Source organism: Micromonospora sp. M61, assembly GCF_018070245.1.
GTDB lineage: Bacteria > Actinomycetota > Actinomycetes > Mycobacteriales > Micromonosporaceae > Micromonospora > Micromonospora zamorensis.
Genome location: NZ_JAGPYA010000013.1, coordinates 108,540 through 125,116 on the forward strand (window position 1 = coordinate 108,540; position 16,577 = coordinate 125,116).

Consider the following 16,577-nt stretch of genomic DNA (forward strand, 5'->3'; position numbering starts at 1 on the left):
CAGCACGACGAAGGGGGGACCGTGGGCACGGAGAACGGCCGAAACGTCACCATCGCCATGATCGCGAGGTTGGCCGGTGTCTCCGTGCCCACGGTCTCCCGCGTCATCAACGGTCGCTCCGACGTCGCCCCCGACACCCGGGAACGCGTCGAGGCGCTGCTCAACCGGCACGGCTACCGCCGCCGGTCACCGGCCCGGCGCACCGACGCCGCCCTCATCGACCTGGTCTTCAACGACCTGGACAGCCCGTGGGCCGTCGAGATCATCCGCGGGGTGGAGGACGTCGGTCAGACCAGCGGCGTCGGGACCGTCGTGTCGGCCATCCACTGGCGCATCTCCTCGGCCAAGCAGTGGCTCGACAACATGCGGACGCGTTCCACCGAGGGCATCATCTTCGTGACCTCGATGGTCAACCCGCCGTTGCAGGCCGAGCTGCGCCGCCTGCACCTGCCGGTGGTCATCATCGACCCCGCCGGTGTGGACCCCCAGGAGTCACCCACCATCGGCGCCACCAACTGGGCGGGCGCCCTGAGCGCCAACCAGTACCTGATCAACCTCGGCCACCGCCGCATCGGCTTCATCGCCGGCCCACCGCACCTGATGTGCAGCCGGGCCCGGATGGACGGCTACCGGGCCGCCCTCGGCGCCGCCGACATCCCCATCGACGATGCCCTCATCCGGCCCGGCAACTTCTATCACGAGGCCGGGTTCAGCGCGGGCACGCAGCTGCTGGCCCTGCCCGATCCGCCCACCGCCATCTTCGCCTCCAGCGACCAGATGGCCCTCGGCGTCTACGAGGCGGTCCGCAAGCGCGGCCTGCGGGTGCCCGACGACGTCAGCGTTGTCGGTTTCGACGACCTGCCGGAGGTCCGCTGGTGTTCACCGCCGCTGACCACCGTCCGTCAACCCCTCGCCGAGATGGGCATGCTGGCCGCGCGGACCGTGCTGCGCCTCGCGGGCGGCGAGAAGACCGAAAGCCCCCGGGTCGAGCTGGCCACCGAACTCATCGTGCGCGACAGCGCCGCACCGCCGCGAGAGTCCTCGTCGGGGCGGCCCCGGTCGTGACACCGTTCAGCCGCCACGGAGAGCGTCGTCGACGCCCGTCTCCCGTCGGCCGAGGTGCGCCGGGTCCCGACGGGACAGCAGATCCACTGCTGCCTTCAGACAGGCGCCGTTCTCCCGGGACGAGCTGACCCGCCAGGTCTGCGCGTACCGTCTCGCGGTCTCGTCACCCACTCCGCTGGCGTCGATGCCGAGGCCCCTGCACAGTGCCACCGCGCGGGGGAGATGGAACGACTGGGTCACGACCGTCGCGCGCCGTACCCCGAAGATCCGCTCAGCCCGCGCGCACGAGTCGTACGTGTCGAAACCGGCGTGGTCGAGCACGACCTTGCGCGCCGGCACGCCCCGGTCGACCAGCCAGCCCAGCATCGCGGCAGGCTCGTTGTAGTCCGCGTTCATGTTGTCACCGGACACCAGGATCGCCCGCACCTTGCCGGCGTCGAAGAGCCGTCGCGCGATCTCCAACCGGGCCGCGAGGAACGGCGACGGGTTGCCGTCGGTGTCCACCTTGGTCCCCAGCACCAGGGCGACGGGCGCATCCGGCACGGTTGCCTCGCTGTAGAGGTGGCCGTCGGCCGCGTCGCGGATCCACACCACGCTGGCCACCGTGCCGCCGGTCAGCAGCACCGCACCGACCACCACCGCCACGAAGGTACGACGAGCGAGGCGCCCGCGATTCCCGTACCACCGTCTGAGCGCACCGGACCGTCCCCGCATGCCGAGAGAGTATTCGGGCCGTGCTCACGACGTCCGGCCCGGGGCTGACCAGCACGGCCCTTCGGGTCTGGCTTTCGTTGCTAGGGTTTCGTGGGCCAGGACGGGGAGGCTGCGGGATGTCAGACGATGCCGGGGACAGCTGGACCGCGCGGCGCGCCGACCATGACGAGCGGTGACCGGCGCTTCCGCGACCTCGCCTCCCAACTCACCAGCGACATCCAGAGCTACGCCCCGGACTGCCTGGAGTTGTTGCAGTGCATCGACGACGTGGTGTCCGGGCGTTCCGCGTACGAGGAGTACGAGGGCAACTCCGCCGTCGTGCGCTGCACGCCGACCGGTGTCACGGTGGACAGCCTCGGGCCTGTCCCGTCGGGTACGACGTACACGGTCGACGAGGCGCGCGAGGTCATCCTCACCTACTTCGACTTCCTGGCCCCGTCCGTGCAGGACAGGAAGCGGCACCTGGCGACCTGGGAGCAGGAGCACGGCGGCCCGTTCCCCGGCCGTCACCTGTTGCGCCTCGACGGCTGAGGCCCCCTCAGCTTCGGGCCCACCGCTGGCTGGCGCCGCCGTTGCAGGTCGACAGGACCACCTGGGTGCCGTTGGCGGTCGCGGCGGCGTTCGGTGCGAGGCACAGGCCGGACTGCACCCCGGTGACCGAGCCATCGGTGTTGAGGTTCCACTGCTGGTTGGTGCCGCCGTTGCAGTCCCACAACGCCACCTGGGTGCCGTTCGTCTGCGACCGGGACGGGACGTCCAGGCAGCGGCCGGCGTTGACGTTGCGCAGCGGTCCGGCCGTGCCGCCCGGCGGCGGGGTGGTGGGGCTCGTGGTGTCGAGGCCGAGGAAGCGGACGGCCTGGGCGGCGTCGAACGGGATGGAGTGGCCGTACCCCTGGAAGCTGATCGCCTCGACGGGTGCCGTGCCGCCGGTGCCGCCGTAGCGGGTGCGGGTGGCGCTGGTCTGCGGGGAGTCGGTGTAGCTGGGGGTCTGCGAGACGCCGTGGACATTGGTCCACTGCTTGATCTGTTCGCCGAAGTTGACGTAGCTCAGCGTGGTGTCCGTGGTGCCGTGCCAGATCTGCACCCGGGGACGCTTGCCGATGTATCCCGGGTACGCGTTGCGGACCAGGTCACCCCACTGCTGCGGGGTCCGGACGATCCGCCCGCCGGAGCACTCGCTGTTCCACTCCGCGCCGTTGGTGGTGGCGAAGCATCCGAACGGGACACCGGAGGAGCTGAATCCGGCGTTGAACACCTCCGGGTAGAGGCCGAGCATGACGTTGGTCATCATGGCGCCGGAGGAGAACCCGCCCACGGCGATCCGGTTCGCGTCGACCGGGTAGCGACTCCGGACGTGGTCGACCATGGACTTGAGGCCGATGGGGTCGCTGCCGCCGTCACGCCGGAGGGCCTGCGGTGAGGAGACGTCCCAGCACTTGCTGCTCCGGGTCACCGACGGGTAGATCACGATGAAGCCGTAGCGGTCGGCCAGGGTGCTGAGCCCGAACCCGGTGTGCACCGCCGGGCCACTGCCGGTGCAGTAGTGCAGCGCGAGGAGCAGGGCCGGCTGGGCCGCGACCCGGTCCGGCACGTACAGGTGCATCTGGAGGTTCGTGGGGTTGGTGCCGAAGTTGGTCACCTGGGTGAGCGTCGCGGCCGACGCCGGGGTGGCGACAGTGACCACGGCCGTCATCGTCGCCAGGGCCGTGGCCAGCGCGGCGGCCAGCAGGGCGATCCTTGATCTCATCGGCGGTTCCTCTGGTCGTGAGCACTGACGCTGCTCGCCTCGCATCGACTGTGAGCGATAACATGCCGGTCGTCAAGTTGTAACGTATGACGTCTTTGGCGGGTCCACCGCGTCTGCGTCGGTGCCGCTCCGGTTGGGCCCCCTTGAGATCTTCGATCCGACCGTGACATTCTTGGCCGTCGATTGCTTGCCGCGCCTGCGGGGGCCGACGCCCGTCCACTGGGCAGCCGGGATCCGACCAGGGATCCCGGGGGACGGGGCACGAGCGATGGGACACCGGGGCCTGTCCGTCCACGAGTCCGCCCCGCCACCGCGTCACATCCGTCCGGCTGGGCGACTCACCGTCGTTCACCGCGAAGGAAATCCGCCCATGAACCTCCCGAGAAGCCGCGCGACGCTGCTGGCGAGCCTGCTGCTCGCCGCGACCGCGCTCTCCGGCGTCAACCCACCCAACGCCAGCGCCGCACCCGACCCGGCCGCCGTCGCCGTCACCGTCGACGCCCGGGCGGGGATGGCGACCGTGCCCGACACCGCGCTGGGCGTCAACCACGCCATCTGGGACCAGAACCTCGGCACCCCCGAGACGTCGGACCTGCTCCGCGACGCCGGCGTGCAGATGATGCGTTACCCCGGCGGCTCGTACGCCGACATCTACCACTGGAAGGACCACACCGCGCCCGGCGGCTACGTCGCGCCGAACACCGACTTCGACACGTTCATGGCGGCCGTGAAGCGGGTCGGCGCACAGCCGATGATCATCGCGAACTACGGCACCGGCACCCCCGCTGAGGCTGCCGACTGGGTGCGCTACGCCAACGTGACCAAGGGGTACGGCGCGCGGTACTGGACGGTCGGCAACGAGAACTACGGCAACGGCCACTACGGGTCCGCCTGGGAGGCGGACGACCACCCGGACAAGAGCGCGACACAGTACGCGCGGCTGGTCGTCGAGTACGCCGACGCCATGAAGGCGGTCGACCCGAGCATCAAGGTCGGCGCGGTGCTCACCATGCCGGGCAACTGGCCGGACGGAATCACCGCCGGCAGCGACCCGGGCCCGTGGAACCAGACCGTCCTCTCCATCGCCGGCCCGAAGATCGATTTCGTGGACGTGCACTGGTACCCGGGCGGCAGCGCCGCCGACTCGCTGGCCCGCACCAGCCACATCTCCGATGCGACCTACCTGCTGCGGCAGCAACTCAACCGTTACGCCGGCCCGAACGCCGACCGCATCGGCATCAGCTTCACCGAGTTGAACGTCGATGCCGGCCGGACCACCCAACCGGCCGCGCTCTTCCTGGCCGACGCCTACAGCGAGCTGCTGGAGAACGGCATCTTCACCGTCCACTGGTGGAACGTGCACAACGGCATCGGCACCGTCACGGAGGTCGCCGGGCAGACCGACTACGGCGACTTCGGCATGCTCTCCAGTGGCGCCTGCACCGAGGACGGCTCGGTCTGCGAACCACCGCTGAACACACCGTTCGCGCCGTACCACGGGTTGAGCATGATGAAGCTCTTCGCCAAGGCCGGTGACCAGTTCGTGCGGGCCGGCAGCGACGAGCCGCTGGTCAGCGCGCACGCGGTCCGCCGGCGCAACGGTGACCTCGCGGTGTTGCTGGTCAACAAGGACCCGGACAACGCCCACCCGGTCACCATCGACTATGCCGGGTTCACCCCGTCGACCGCCGCGCCGACGGTGTCCACCCTCGCCAACGGCGCCACCGGCATCGCCACCGGCCAGTCCGGCTCCGCCACCAGCCGGACGCTGCCGGCGTACTCGTTGACCACGCTCGTGCTGCGACCGGCCGGCGCGACCGCCGGGCGGCCCTCGGCACCGGGCCAACCCACCGTCAGCGGCGTCACCGACCGGACCGCGACGATCTCCTGGCCGGCGGCGACCCCGGGCGGCAGCCCGATCGCCAAGTACGAGGTGTACCGGCAGAACGGCGGGCTCAGCGAGCAGCTCGGCGAGACGGCGGCCACCTCGTTCACCGTCGGCAACCTCGTGCCGGGCAGCAGGTACACCGTCAACGTGGTGGCCCGGGACACCGCCGGCCGGGTGTCCTGGTCCTCGCCGCCGCTCACCTTCGCCACCGGCGGCCCCGCCGCCAGCGCGTGCACCGTCCGGTTCACCACGAACAGCGACTGGGGCAACGGCTACATCGGCGGCGTCGAGATCGTCAACAACGGGACCAGTCCGATCAACGGGTGGACGCTCACCTGGACCTGGCCCACCGGTTGGCAGCAGGTGAGCAGCGGCTGGAGCGCCACCTGGGAGCAGGTCGGCACCGCCGTTCGGGTCACGCCCACCGACGACAACCGGCAGATCGCCGCCGGCGGCAGCGTCAGCGCCGGCTTCGTCGGCGCGTACAGCGGGCCGAACGTGCTGCCCACGGCGTTCACCCTCAACGGCACCGTCTGCGCGACAGGCTGACGCTGCAGTCGGGTGGCCGGCCGGCCCGTTCGTCGGGCCGGCCGGATCCCGGCCCCGATCCCGGCGAGGGTGCCGGCGGGCAGGGGCCGCGCCAGTCCGGGGCGACGTCGGTCGTGGCGGGCTTCGTGGCACGCCGACCGCCACCCGGATTTTTGTTACCCGCATATTGATAATTGGCCATTTGGGGGGCTAATTCTGGCGGGGCCGAAAGCAATCACATCCTTGAATAGCATTCCCCTGATCCCTGGTCGTTACACATAGACGGAGGTGTCAGTGGGACACAGCAGACGATTGCGTTCGAGTCTTGCCGCGGTGGTCGCGGCACTGGTCGCCGTGCCGGTGGCGCTGGTCGCCACGCCCGCGTCGGCGGAAGGTAGACACCTTTGGGAGGTGGAGGTCGCCAAGATCCCCACCGCCGATTACACCAGCGACGCTCAGGTCTACATCACCGAGTCGACTCAGGCCCTGCGGCCGTACGTGGGGGACGGGCTGGGCGACAGCCGGATCGACCCGGTGCTGGCGGACGTCGGCAGCCGGTACTTCGACGGCGCCCGGCTCAAGAGCGCCGGCGACGGCGCGGCGGCGTTCGACAACCTCAAGCACCTGGAGGCGTTCCTCAAGAGTCGGCTCACCGGCGCCAGCCCGCCCAACGGCGAGGCCGAGCAGGCCCATGTGGTCGCGCTGGTGGAGACCCTGTCGGGGGCCCGCCTCCTGGCGGACGCGGCGATCCAGGACGCCGAGGCGACCATCGGCCCGTTCCGGGCCAGCCCACCACCCGCGCCCGCTCCGGTGGGGCTGACCGAAGCGTTCGCGGATCTGGCTGCGGCGAAGGTGAACCTGGCCAAGGCCGACGACATGCTGGTCAAGGCCAATCCGGTGCCGGCGACGATCCAGTCGGCGGACGCCTGGGCCAACGGCTTCAAGGTGCTGACCCGCCTCGGCATCACCTACGGCGGCGACCACGACTCCGACGGCGTGGTCGACGTGGTCGAGCTGCGCTTCGGGTCCAGCCCGCTGCTGGTCGACTCCGACGGCGACGGACTGACCGACAAGTTCGAGATCACCAAGCTCGCCGGCTGGACCATGCCGGGCCGGTCCGACACCGACGGTGACGGGACGAACGACGGCGCCGAGGACGTCGACGGCGACGGGCTGTCCAACCTGCGCGAGCAGGAGCTGGGCACTTCGCCGACCGAGGCGGACTCCGACGGCGACGGCCTCGGCGACGGGGCCGAGGTGGCCCAGGGCCGCAACCCGCTGGTGGCGGACAACCCGCCGCCGCCAGTCAGCGGGCCGGCCGACCCGGTGCAGACCACGCCGACCGACACCGACACCGACGGTGACGGCATCGCGGACACCACGGAGACCGACGACAGCGAGACCAACCCCGCGAACCCGGACAGCGACGGCGACGGTCTGAGCGACGGGGCGGAGATCAACGAACACCTGACGAACCCGCTCAGCGCCGACAGCGACGGGGACGGCCTCGCCGACGGTTACGAACTCGCGCACACCGAGGACCAGGGCCTGGATCCGCTGATCCCAGACGAGCGGGTCAGCAAGTGGACGTACGTGACCGATTTCGTGGTTGGCCTGATCGCCGGGGACTTCTCACCGCGGGACTCGATGGCGTGGCTGTCGGGCTACCTGTGCTCCGGCGGGCTGAGCCTGATCCCGGTGGTCGGTTGGGTGCTCGGCGGCCTGGCGGACCTGCGCGACACCGTCGCCGGGATCATCCACCAGGACTGGGTCGGCGCCGGGTTGAGCATCCTGGGCCTGGTCCCGTACGCCGGTGACGCGGTGGCGATCCCGGGCAAGGCCGCGAAGTTCGTCGCGCGGTACCTGCACCGGCTCGACAAGGTGATCCACTTTGTCGCCAAGTACGACAAGATCTCCGACAGCGTCAAGACGCTGACCATCCGTGCCATTCTGCTCGGCAACTACGGCCGGCTCACCGACGCGGGCTTCGCCGACGACATCATCCTGCGGATGGCCCGCCGGGCCGACAACAGCCTCGGGCGGCTGGCGGACGCGTTGACCAGCGCGGTGACGCCGCCGCCATCGCCGACGCCGTGGCTGCGGGGGGCGCCCGCTGGCGAGGACTACTTCGCCGACGTGGTGATGGCGGGGGTGCCGGGCGTGCGCAATCACGCCGGGCGGATCGCCACCCCGGGCGTACCCAGGCCGGGGTCGGCACGGGAGCCGGACTTCCTGGAGACCGGCCCGCCGCGCAAGCTGCACGAGGTGAAGACGGGTAAGCCGTACCCTGGGCACTACCTGAAGCAGTGCGAACAGGACCGGCACCTGCTCGACACGGCGCAGGTGGCCGAGGCGACGTGGCACTTCCTGCCGCACGCCAACGGCTCGCTGGACATCCCGCAGGATCTCCTCGACTGCCTGCGCACCAAGCGCATCCCGTACAAGATCTATCCCTCGAACGGCTCGTTCTGGCCCTGATCCCGTCCGTGTGGGGGCCTGGTGGCGACACCGGGCCCCCCTTACCTGATAGTGAGAACCATGAGTTGGTGGCAACGGTCCCGCCCTGGCTATGCGGTCGACGGTGTCGAGCCGCAGCGCGTCGACGGCTGGGACGTCTTCGACGGTGACGCGCTGGCCGGGTCATCCGCGGTGGCTGAGGCCGTCGCGCGCCTGCCGCAGGACCCGGCACTGGAGGACCTGCCGGGCTATCTAGCAGTCTCCACGAAGGACGGCCGGGAGTGGACGCTCAGCTTCGACGACGGGAAGCTGGCCGTCTTCGGCCTGTCCCGCCCGGGCAACGACCTCTTCGAGCAGGCGATGACGGCCGCCCCATGGACCGAGTCGGTCGAACGCGTCGACCGCGAGGTTTTCCTGTTCACCACGGCCGGGGTGCGGACGGCCGACGTCGTGCTGGCGCATTGCGTCGACGTGTGTGGTGAGATCTTCCGCCAGCTCGGCGCATAGTTCCCAGCAACAGCGCGCACGACAAAGCTCCCGTCTCCGTGTCGGGGACGGGCGCTCTGTCGTGCCGGGTTGGTCAGCCGACCACCGACCGCAGCGGCACCTTGGCATCGCGGAGCGCGCGTACCAGATCGCTCGCGAACGGGTGCTCGTCGACCTGGAGGCCCTGCGGGTTGGGGATCACGACGTATGCCGAGCCGTCCTTCGCGGACGCCTTGGCGTCCGTGGTGAAGCGTTCGACGACCGCCTCAGCGCGCGGCAGGTCCGCCGCCGCCACCTGGATGGTGATCGGCCGCCAACCGCCGCCCAGGTCCGGCGTGACCGGCGCGGCGGCGGCGCTGGCGCGCGCCGGGTCGACCCCGGCGGAACGCCGGGCGTCCGAGGCGCCCGCCGGGTAGAGCAGCGCGTTGGCGACCAGGTGCAGGCCATTCTCGTTGTAAGCCCGGAAGAGCGGATTGAACGCGAACAGCACCGCCCGGCCGGCACCGGTCGGCTCGTCGACCACTGCCGCCGTGCCCTTCAGTGCGTCCTCGCCGACGGTGTAGCCGTTGGCCCAGAACGTGTCACCCGTCGGGTAGCTGAGCACGTTCGTCCCGGTGGTGCTCGGGTTGAGGATCGGGTCGCTGTTGTTGAACTCGAAGTCCTCCGCCGGGCGGCCCAGCGCGACCGGGCTGTCGGTGTCGACGTCGACCCGCAGGTGCGAGCCGATCACCAGGTAGTCGGCCGGTTTGGTCTTCTCGGTGGTGGAGGTGAGCCCGGCCGCGCGGGCCACCCGTGTGCCCTCGTTGCGCAGCCCGAGGTAGGTGTGGCCCTGGGCGATCCAGTCGCGCAGGTTGGCCTGCCCGGTCGCGGTCAGACCGCCGGTCGCGCTGCTGCCGTCAGGGACCAGCAGCACGGTACGCCCGGTGAACGCCTCGGTGTTGTCGTTGATGTCGGCGGTGGTGACCGGCGTGAGGTCGAGCCCCCACCGCTTGCCGAGCACGTACCGGGCCTCGCCGTGCGAACCCGAGGTGGTGGAGATGCCGGTGCCCTGGAAGAGCCCGACGTCGGGCAGGGCCAGGCTGGTGCCGGTGGGCCGCCCGCCAGGGGTGAGGGTCACCCCGAACGACTCGGCCAACTCGTCGACGGTGCGGCTCAGCTTGGTCGTCGGGATGGCGACGCGGCTGGTCTTCAGGTCACGGACCAGCGGAACGCCGTGACCGAGCAGGCGGAACGTGAACTCCGCGGCGGCGGCCGAGTCGAGCGGGTACGTGTACGAACCCCACGGCCACGCGAGCGGCCCCCGGCCGCCGGAGATTTTCCGGACCAGCTCCGCCTTCGGTCGGACGTTGTCGCCGGTGTAGATGGTGGAGACGCCCATCAGCAGCGGGTTGCTCCAGGACGACACGTCGTAGAAGTAGGGGAACGGAACGTACGGGTCCTCGCCCATGATGGCCTGGATCCAGTGCTTCTGCGGCTGGTCCATCGGGATCCAGTACGCGCCCCTGGGCACTGTCACGTTCGTGGCGGTCCGCCCGCCGAAGACCCGCGCGGTGGGCACCCGGGTCGGCTTCTGCACCTCGTACACCTCGACGTCCATCCGGCGCAGCCGCTCGACGAGTTGCCGGACGTCGGCGAGCTGCCGGTCCGGCAGCAGGAAGTACGAGCGGATCTTGATGTCCGGCACGGGGAACTGGACCTCGTTGGTGGGCTGCACCACCTCGTTCGGCTCCAGGGTGCCCGCCCTGCCCTGGGCGAGCGCGTCGGTCCAGATGTCGAAGTAGCCGCTGAGCACCTCGCGCTTGTTCGCGGCGGCCCAGCCCAGCGTCGACCACTGGGTGTGGAACTGCTGCTGGACCCGGTCGGCCACCGCCGACGCGCTGCCCTTCTCGTACGTCATGCCGGCCGCACCGAAACCGGTGGTGGGCACCGTGTCGCCGTAGCCCATGAAGAACATGTCGTACGTGTCGTAGTTGAAGTAGCACTCGGTGGTGACGGTGTCGTCGCAGGCCCCGTTGAAGCCGAAGCCGGCCTTGTTGGCCTCGCCGATCCGGTTGATCCAGTCCACCGCCTCGCCGGCGATCTCGTGGTGGATCGGGTCGGCGTTCGGCGGGAAGAAGTATTGTCGGCCACCCATCTCGTGCGCGTCGATGAACACCTGCGGCGGGTAGCGGCGCAGCAGTTCGAGCTTGCCGTCGGTCTCCTGCTGGGTGCGGGCGAACCAGTCCCGGTTCATGTCGAAGCCGAACTCGTTCTGCCGACGCGTCGCGTCGCGGCCGTCCGGGTTCTGGGTCGGAACGATGATGGTGACCAGGTTGTCGTTTCGCCGGGCAACCTCGCAGGACAGGCCCGCCGCCAACTCGTACAGCGTCTTGAGCGCCGCGTCGGTGCCGCTCTTCTCACCGCCGTGCACGTTCGCGGTGACCCAGACGATGGCCGGGCTGTCCTTCGCCGTCCGGTCGGCCGTCCGCGCGCTGGTCCGGCGCGGGTCGCGCAGGTCCCGTACGTCGTCGGCGATCTTCCGCAGGGCGGACGGCCGCACGTGGCGTTCGTTGGACACCACCGCGTACGGCAGAGGCTGGCCGAGCACGCTCGTGGCCATCACGCCGGTGACGACCCGGTTGGAGGCGCTGTCCACAGCCCCGAGGTACGTCCGCACCTCGTCGTTGGTGACGACCCGCTCCTGTCCCGCGCCGAGGGGGAAGCCGAGCACGGTCTCCGGGGCGGGCACGCTGCTCAGCCGGGCGGTCGGGTCGTTGCTGCAGGGGGAGGGTCGGGTGGGGCTCGCGGTCGCCGTGCCGCTGAGCAGGGGAGCCATGCCGAGCAGGAGCGCGATCGTGGCGGCACCCGCCAGCCGCTTCGGAGGGACCGTCCAGAACGGACGCGACGATGGGGCCATGTCTCGGGTTCCCTTCCTGGGGAAAGCCTCGCAGTGGCCGGAGCCTATGAACCGTCGATGCGCAGGTCAAGCTTCGATCGACTTCGGTGACTGCACGGGATGCTCGCGCCGGGGCCGGCTGGCAGGATGGAGGGGTGGGGACCACCTCGCCCGGAAGGAGGAGACAGTGCCGGCGTCTCTGGAGATGATCACGCTCTCGGTCTTCCCGGATCTTCCGTCCGCCGATGCTCGGCGTTCGCTGACGTCCTGGTTGCGCGCGGAGGACCGGCTGCGCGACGAGGTGACCACAACCTCGTCGGCGGGCGACACCGAGGTGCTGCGGGTGGTGGCCGACGACGCTGGCACCGTCATGGTGCTGGTGCAGGCGATCGCCGGCTGGCTGACCCATCGCCGCGACGACGTCACGGTCCAGCTCAGTCGTCCGGACGGCTGGTCGGCCGAGCTGGACGTGCACCGGGCTCGGGACATGGACGAGGTCACCGCGCTCATCGAGGCAGCCGTGCGCGCGGTTTCCCCCGGACAGGGCGCGCCGCCCGCGACCAGTTGATCACGGGCGGCGCGTCGCGGGTACGCCTACCAGGTCGTCAGGCCGAGACCGATCGTCCTGGTCAGCGTGGCGTTGTCGTCGTCGCCGTCCAGCGACCAGATCATCGCTCCGGCCAGGCCGGCACGGCGGATGTAGAGCGTCTTCTGCAACACGACCGCCGGGTCGTCGTACGTCCAGAACGTCGTGCCGTCGAACAGCCAGGCGTGCCCGGCACGGAGGTCGCGGTGCACGGTGTAGCCGTTGCCGGCCAGGGTCTTGAGCTTTTTGTAGTCCTCGTAGCCGGCCTCGAAGGTGGCCGGCGCGGGCCCGGTGGCCGGCTGGAAGAGGCCGTTGCCGCCTCCGGTGACACCGGTCCAACCCCGACCGTAGTACGGGATGCCGAGCACGAGCTTGTCGCGCGGAGCACCGCGGGCGATCCAGCCGTCGATGGCCACCTCGACGGAGAAGTCCGGGTTGTCCGGCGATCCCGCCGGTACGCGCAGCGCCGACTGCTGGTTGGCCACTGCCTCCCAGCCGCCGTGGAAGTCGTACCCCTGCACTGTGGCGAAGTCCAGGTACTTGAAGATCTTGCGGCCCTCGTAGCCGGCGTCCATGGTGGCCGGGTTGGCCGGCAGGAAGGCGGTCAGCGGGTGGTGCGTCCGGGTGGTGCGCCCATACGCGTCGAGTTGCCGGCGGAACTCGGCGAGCAGCTTGGTGAAGTTCTCCCGGTCCTCCGGGCGGATGACGTTGCCGGGCTCACCCTCCCAGTTGGGCCACTCCCAGTCGAGGTCGATGCCGTCGAAGACGCCGGCCCCGGCACCCGGGCCGCCGGCGGCGCCGTCCCCGCCGGGCAGGTTGCCCTTCAGGTAGAGGTCGATGCAGGACGCGACGAACGCCTTGCGGGAGGCGTCGGTGCGGGCGGCGTTCGAGAAGTACGTCGACCAGCTCCAGCCACCCAGCGAGATCAGCACCTTCAGTTTGGGGTGCTTGGCCTTCAGCTTGGCGAGCTGGCCGAAGTTGCCGTTGAGGGCCTGGCCCGGGGCGTCCGCGACGCCGTCGACGCTCTCCTCGGCGGGGACGGGTCGCTGGTAGTCGGCCCAGGCGTCGCCCTCGCCCGGCCCGCCGTCCACGTAGCAGCGTCCGTCCTCGCTGACGTTGCCGAAGGCGTAGTTGACGTGGGTGAGGCGGCTCGCCGCCCCGGACGTGTCGAGCTTCTTGACCGGGAAGGCCCGGCCGTAGATGCCCCACTGGGTGAAGTAGCCGACCCGGTGGTAACCGGTGCGGCGCTGCTGGTTGTCGCCCGCGCTGGCGGCGCTGGGCGGGGCGGCGGTGAACAGCAGGGCCGCCAGTGTGACGACGGCGGTGAGACGGCGGTGGCGGAATGGTCGCATCGGCACACTCCCACGAGGCATCAAGCAGAATTAGTAAAGAGACTTATCTGATTGATGAAGTTAAGCCGATCACAGTCCGGGGTCAAGAGCGTCCAGCCACATGGGGGATTGTTGCGGCGTTACCCGGTGGTAACGATGTTGTGCCATGGACTCCGCCCTGACTCTGATCGGCCTGCCCATCGCCCTCGGCATCATCATGCTCGGTCTGGGTCTCGGACTGACCATCGCGGACTTTCGCCGGGTGGCCCAGCATCCACGAGCCGCCGTCATCGCCCTGGTGTGCCAGGTGCTGGTGCTGCCGGCGCTCTGCTTCTGCCTCGTCCTCGCGTTCGACCTGGCGCCCGAACTGGCCGTCGGCATGATGCTGCTGGCCGCCTCGCCGGGCGGCACGACGGCCAACCTCTACAGCCACCTGTTCGGCGGCCACGTGGCCCTGAACATCACCCTGACCGCCATCAACTCGGTGCTCGCCGTGTTCACCCTGCCGATCCTGGTCAACCTGTCGGCGGCGTACTTCCTGCCCGACGGCAGGAGCATCGGGTTGCAGTTCGACAAGGTGGTGCAGGTCTTCGCCATCGTGCTCGTCCCGGTCGCGATCGGCATGCTGATCCGGGCCCGGCTGCCGCACGTCGCCGAGCGTCTGAACCGGCCGGTCCGGATCCTCTCCGTCGTCGTGCTCGTCGCGGTGATTGCCGGGGCCGTGCTCGGCGAACGGGAGAACATCGCCGACTACTTCGTCTCGGTCGGCCTGGCCGTGCTCGCGTTCAACCTGCTGAGCCTCGCCATCGGGTACGGGGTGCCGCGGCTCGCCGGTGTCGAGCGGAGCGCCGCGACGGCAGCCGGGTTCGAGATCGGCATCCACAACAGCACCCTGGCCATCACTATCGCGCTCAGCCCGGCGTTGCTCAACAGCACGCAGATGGCGATCCCGGGCGCCGTCTACGGCATCGTCATGTTCTTCACCGCGGCGGCCTTCGGCTACCTGGTGACCCGCGTCGGCGCTCGGCCCGCCACCGTGCAGCCCTGACGGGTGCCGCCAGCCCGGCCGGCGGTGCCGCCGGCCGGGCTGATGCTGGTCAGCCGACCTGGTCGTTGTCCTTGAGGGAGCCCCAACCGTGCCAGCGGTCGATCTCGATCAGGGCGCTGACCCGGGCGCGCTCCCGCCGGGGGTACGCATTGCCGGTGTAGTGCTGCGACAACCGGTCGATGTCCGCCAGGTCTTCGTCGGCCCGCAGCTCGACGACGTGCCCGATGATGCTGACGTGGGTGTACCAGCCGGCCTCGTCGAGCACGGTCAGGGACACCCGCGGGTCGTTGCGGACGTGCTCCAGCCGGCGGCGGCTCTCGTCCATGTTCACCAGGATCCGGCCGTCCTCCCACAGGTACCAGGTGGCAGCGGACACCGGCTGACCACCATTGCGAAGCGTGGTCATGACAGCGGGGTTCGGCTTCTGGAGCATGGCGATCGCGGGCTCGGGCAGCGGTGGCTTGGACATGAAGTCTCTCCTCGTCGCGTCAGGGTTACCCCTGCACGTTACGCACCCTCCGTCCCGATCGCCGTGGGATGTGATCGCTCAACTGGCGTACATCATCGTGGCGGGGAACTCGCCGCTGGACCGCCACGCCTTGACGATCTTTACGGTGATCGCGCTGGCGGCCGAGTTGAATTCGCCGTCGTCGACACCTGCTTCAAGGGTTCTGGGATCGATCGTGAGAACTCGGTCGAACCTGTCCTCGAACCCGAATTCATAGCGGACCTCATCCGCGGTGGCCTCGATTCGCCTCGCGGTCACCATCATTCCCATCGCGCTGACTCCCGAAGTTGTGCGGTGATGCCGCCTAGTCGAGGTCCGCGCAGGTCCGCTCGTGCGGCAGCAGCGGTCGGACCACCAGGCGTACCCGGTGTCCCTCAGCCTGCCATCGGGTCTCGCCGCGCGCCGCGCCGGCTTCGGCCAGCAGCGGTGCCAGCGTCGCGCCGTCGACCACGTGGCAGGGCCGCCGGGGTGCGCCGTCCATCGCGGAGAGGGACACGTCCAGGGGCCAGGGCCGTACGTCGGAGTTGTCCTCGGAATCGGCGACCACCAGCACCGCCGCCCGCTGCGGCGGGTACTCTCCGGCGTCGACACCGGAGGCTGCCGCGGCCTCGGCGAACGCGATCACCTCACCACGGTCACCGCCCTCGCCGGGCGACGGCTGCGTGACCGTCGTCTCGTACGTGTCGCCGGTCGTGGTCAGCCGCACGGTGAGTGTGGCCGCATCAGTGACGTCCTGCGGGTAGTCGCGGTCCGTGAGTATGCCCGCGTCGTCCGCCCGCCGGAACAGCGCGTCGATCTGTGCCGTCGAGAGCGTCCGGCGATGCCCCGTCAGCAGCGCGCCCCGGTCGTCACCCCGCGTCACGGCGGTGCCGTCGCCGTAGAGAGTGAGCGCCGGCAGCGCCCACTGCTCGGCGGAGGCGGCGAAACCGCCGCGCCGGTCGACCACAGCGATCACGGTGTCCGTGCCGGTCGGCGGCCGAGCTGCCGGTCCGTCAGAGCAGGCGGCGAGGAGGAGGACCGCACTGAGCAGTAGGCGTCGGGTCATCACCGTTCGACGTTCCCCCTGCGGGTACAGGTTCCGGCGGGCACCCGATTGTGGGTACCCGCCGGAACCTCACCTGATCAAGAACGGGTCAGTGTGTAGGTGCCACTGCCCGCTCGATTGACGATGATCACGCCCACGCAGCCGTCGGCCGGTGCCGTGTAGGCGAGCGACTCCGGCTGGCCCGCCCCGGTCGCGGCCGCGGTCGCCGCGCTGGCCCGGTCCCGTACGTACGTGGCCGGCGCACCGGCCGTCGAGGACACCACGAACAGTTCGGCGTCCTGGCTCGGGTCGCCCGGCGT

Annotated in this window: 15 protein-coding genes; 7 read left to right on the forward strand and 8 right to left on the reverse strand. The window is 70.2% G+C overall.

Annotated features, from left to right (window positions below):
* Positions 1-21 precede the first annotated feature (21 nt).
* Positions 22-1,065: a LacI family DNA-binding transcriptional regulator gene (locus KBX34_RS10290; protein ID WP_088948778.1), complete on the forward strand. Its 1,044-nt coding sequence runs from the start codon at positions 22-24 to the stop codon at positions 1,063-1,065.
* A gap of 6 nt (positions 1,066-1,071) precedes the next feature.
* On the opposite strand, the gene KBX34_RS10295 is transcribed toward KBX34_RS10290, so the two are convergent.
* On the reverse strand, positions 1,072-1,779 hold the full coding sequence (locus tag KBX34_RS10295) for a vancomycin high temperature exclusion protein (RefSeq protein WP_210924683.1): 708 nt from the start codon (positions 1,777-1,779) through the stop codon (positions 1,072-1,074).
* A 162-nt stretch (positions 1,780-1,941) separates the two neighbouring features.
* Here KBX34_RS10295 and KBX34_RS10300 point away from each other — a divergent pair, with 162 nt between their 5' ends.
* On the forward strand, positions 1,942-2,310 hold the full coding sequence (locus KBX34_RS10300) for a hypothetical protein (protein WP_210790414.1): 369 nt from the start codon (positions 1,942-1,944) through the stop codon (positions 2,308-2,310).
* A gap of 7 nt (positions 2,311-2,317) precedes the next feature.
* Here the strand turns inward: KBX34_RS10300 and KBX34_RS10305 are convergent, their stop codons facing one another.
* Complete coding sequence (locus tag KBX34_RS10305) at positions 2,318-3,526, reverse strand: PHB depolymerase family esterase (RefSeq protein ID WP_210924685.1); 1,209 nt, start codon at positions 3,524-3,526, stop codon at positions 2,318-2,320.
* A 370-nt stretch (positions 3,527-3,896) separates the two neighbouring features.
* Here KBX34_RS10305 and KBX34_RS10310 point away from each other — a divergent pair, with 370 nt between their 5' ends.
* The 3 genes from KBX34_RS10310 to KBX34_RS10320 all read left to right on the forward strand — a co-directional run bounded on the left by KBX34_RS10310 (position 3,897) and on the right by KBX34_RS10320 (position 8,906).
* A complete protein-coding gene (locus tag KBX34_RS10310) occupies positions 3,897-5,963 on the forward strand; it encodes a cellulose binding domain-containing protein (RefSeq protein ID WP_210924687.1) in 2,067 nt (688 codons plus the stop codon).
* Positions 5,964-6,254: 291 nt separating this feature from the next.
* Entirely contained in the window at positions 6,255-8,420 is a 2,166-nt protein-coding gene (locus KBX34_RS10315; protein ID WP_210924688.1) for a hypothetical protein, read from the forward strand.
* Between the two features lie 60 nt (positions 8,421-8,480).
* Positions 8,481-8,906, forward strand: coding sequence for a hypothetical protein (locus KBX34_RS10320; protein WP_210924689.1), 426 nt, complete (start codon positions 8,481-8,483; stop codon positions 8,904-8,906).
* 73 nt (positions 8,907-8,979) lie between these two features.
* Here the strand turns inward: KBX34_RS10320 and KBX34_RS10325 are convergent, their stop codons facing one another.
* A complete protein-coding gene (locus tag KBX34_RS10325; protein WP_210924690.1) occupies positions 8,980-11,781 on the reverse strand; it encodes a M14 family zinc carboxypeptidase in 2,802 nt (933 codons plus the stop codon).
* 166 nt (positions 11,782-11,947) lie between these two features.
* Here KBX34_RS10325 and KBX34_RS10330 point away from each other — a divergent pair, with 166 nt between their 5' ends.
* Complete coding sequence (locus KBX34_RS10330) at positions 11,948-12,328, forward strand: hypothetical protein (RefSeq protein WP_088948769.1); 381 nt, start codon at positions 11,948-11,950, stop codon at positions 12,326-12,328.
* 26 nt (positions 12,329-12,354) lie between these two features.
* Here KBX34_RS10330 and KBX34_RS10335 read toward each other — a convergent pair whose 3' ends face one another.
* The gene (locus KBX34_RS10335; protein ID WP_210790400.1) at positions 12,355-13,698 is read right to left on the reverse strand and encodes a glycoside hydrolase family 18 protein; all 1,344 of its coding nucleotides are present in this window, start codon (positions 13,696-13,698) and stop codon (positions 12,355-12,357) included.
* Between the two features lie 145 nt (positions 13,699-13,843).
* Here KBX34_RS10335 and KBX34_RS10340 point away from each other — a divergent pair, with 145 nt between their 5' ends.
* Entirely contained in the window at positions 13,844-14,725 is an 882-nt protein-coding gene (locus KBX34_RS10340) for a bile acid:sodium symporter family protein (RefSeq protein WP_210924691.1), read from the forward strand.
* 49 nt (positions 14,726-14,774) lie between these two features.
* On the opposite strand, the gene KBX34_RS10345 is transcribed toward KBX34_RS10340, so the two are convergent.
* The 4 genes from KBX34_RS10345 to KBX34_RS10360 all read right to left on the reverse strand — a co-directional run.
* Positions 14,775-15,194, reverse strand: a complete 420-nt coding sequence (locus KBX34_RS10345; RefSeq protein WP_210924694.1) for a PPOX class F420-dependent oxidoreductase — start codon at positions 15,192-15,194, stop codon at positions 14,775-14,777.
* A gap of 78 nt (positions 15,195-15,272) precedes the next feature.
* Positions 15,273-15,503 (reverse strand): hypothetical protein, encoded by a 231-nt coding sequence (locus KBX34_RS10350; protein ID WP_088948765.1) that lies wholly within the window; start codon positions 15,501-15,503, stop codon positions 15,273-15,275.
* A gap of 34 nt (positions 15,504-15,537) precedes the next feature.
* Positions 15,538-16,278 (reverse strand): hypothetical protein, encoded by a 741-nt coding sequence (locus KBX34_RS10355; protein WP_210924696.1) that lies wholly within the window; start codon positions 16,276-16,278, stop codon positions 15,538-15,540.
* A 77-nt stretch (positions 16,279-16,355) separates the two neighbouring features.
* Positions 16,356-16,577 (reverse strand): hypothetical protein (locus KBX34_RS10360; RefSeq protein WP_210924698.1); only part of this gene is annotated, 222 nt, incomplete at its 5' end.

What these genes read in the sequence shown, in the direction of transcription:
- KBX34_RS10310 (WP_210924687.1), top strand. Translation starts at nt 3,897, where the DNA reads ATGAACCTCCCGAGAAGCCGCGCGACGCTGCTGGCGAGCCTGCTGCTC.
- KBX34_RS10355 (WP_210924696.1), bottom strand. Translation starts at nt 16,278, where the DNA reads ATGACCCGACGCCTACTGCTCAGTGCGGTCCTCCTCCTCGCCGCCTGC.
- KBX34_RS10320 (WP_210924689.1), top strand. Translation starts at nt 8,481, where the DNA reads ATGAGTTGGTGGCAACGGTCCCGCCCTGGCTATGCGGTCGACGGTGTC.
- KBX34_RS10345 (WP_210924694.1), bottom strand. Translation starts at nt 15,194, where the DNA reads ATGTCCAAGCCACCGCTGCCCGAGCCCGCGATCGCCATGCTCCAGAAG.
- KBX34_RS10335 (WP_210790400.1), bottom strand. Translation starts at nt 13,698, where the DNA reads ATGCGACCATTCCGCCACCGCCGTCTCACCGCCGTCGTCACACTGGCG.
- KBX34_RS10350 (WP_088948765.1), bottom strand. Translation starts at nt 15,503, where the DNA reads ATGGGAATGATGGTGACCGCGAGGCGAATCGAGGCCACCGCGGATGAG.
- KBX34_RS10300 (WP_210790414.1), top strand. Translation starts at nt 1,942, where the DNA reads ATGACGAGCGGTGACCGGCGCTTCCGCGACCTCGCCTCCCAACTCACC.
- KBX34_RS10305 (WP_210924685.1), bottom strand. Translation starts at nt 3,526, where the DNA reads ATGAGATCAAGGATCGCCCTGCTGGCCGCCGCGCTGGCCACGGCCCTG.
- KBX34_RS10325 (WP_210924690.1), bottom strand. Translation starts at nt 11,781, where the DNA reads ATGGCCCCATCGTCGCGTCCGTTCTGGACGGTCCCTCCGAAGCGGCTG.
- KBX34_RS10340 (WP_210924691.1), top strand. Translation starts at nt 13,844, where the DNA reads ATGGACTCCGCCCTGACTCTGATCGGCCTGCCCATCGCCCTCGGCATC.
- KBX34_RS10295 (WP_210924683.1), bottom strand. Translation starts at nt 1,779, where the DNA reads ATGCGGGGACGGTCCGGTGCGCTCAGACGGTGGTACGGGAATCGCGGG.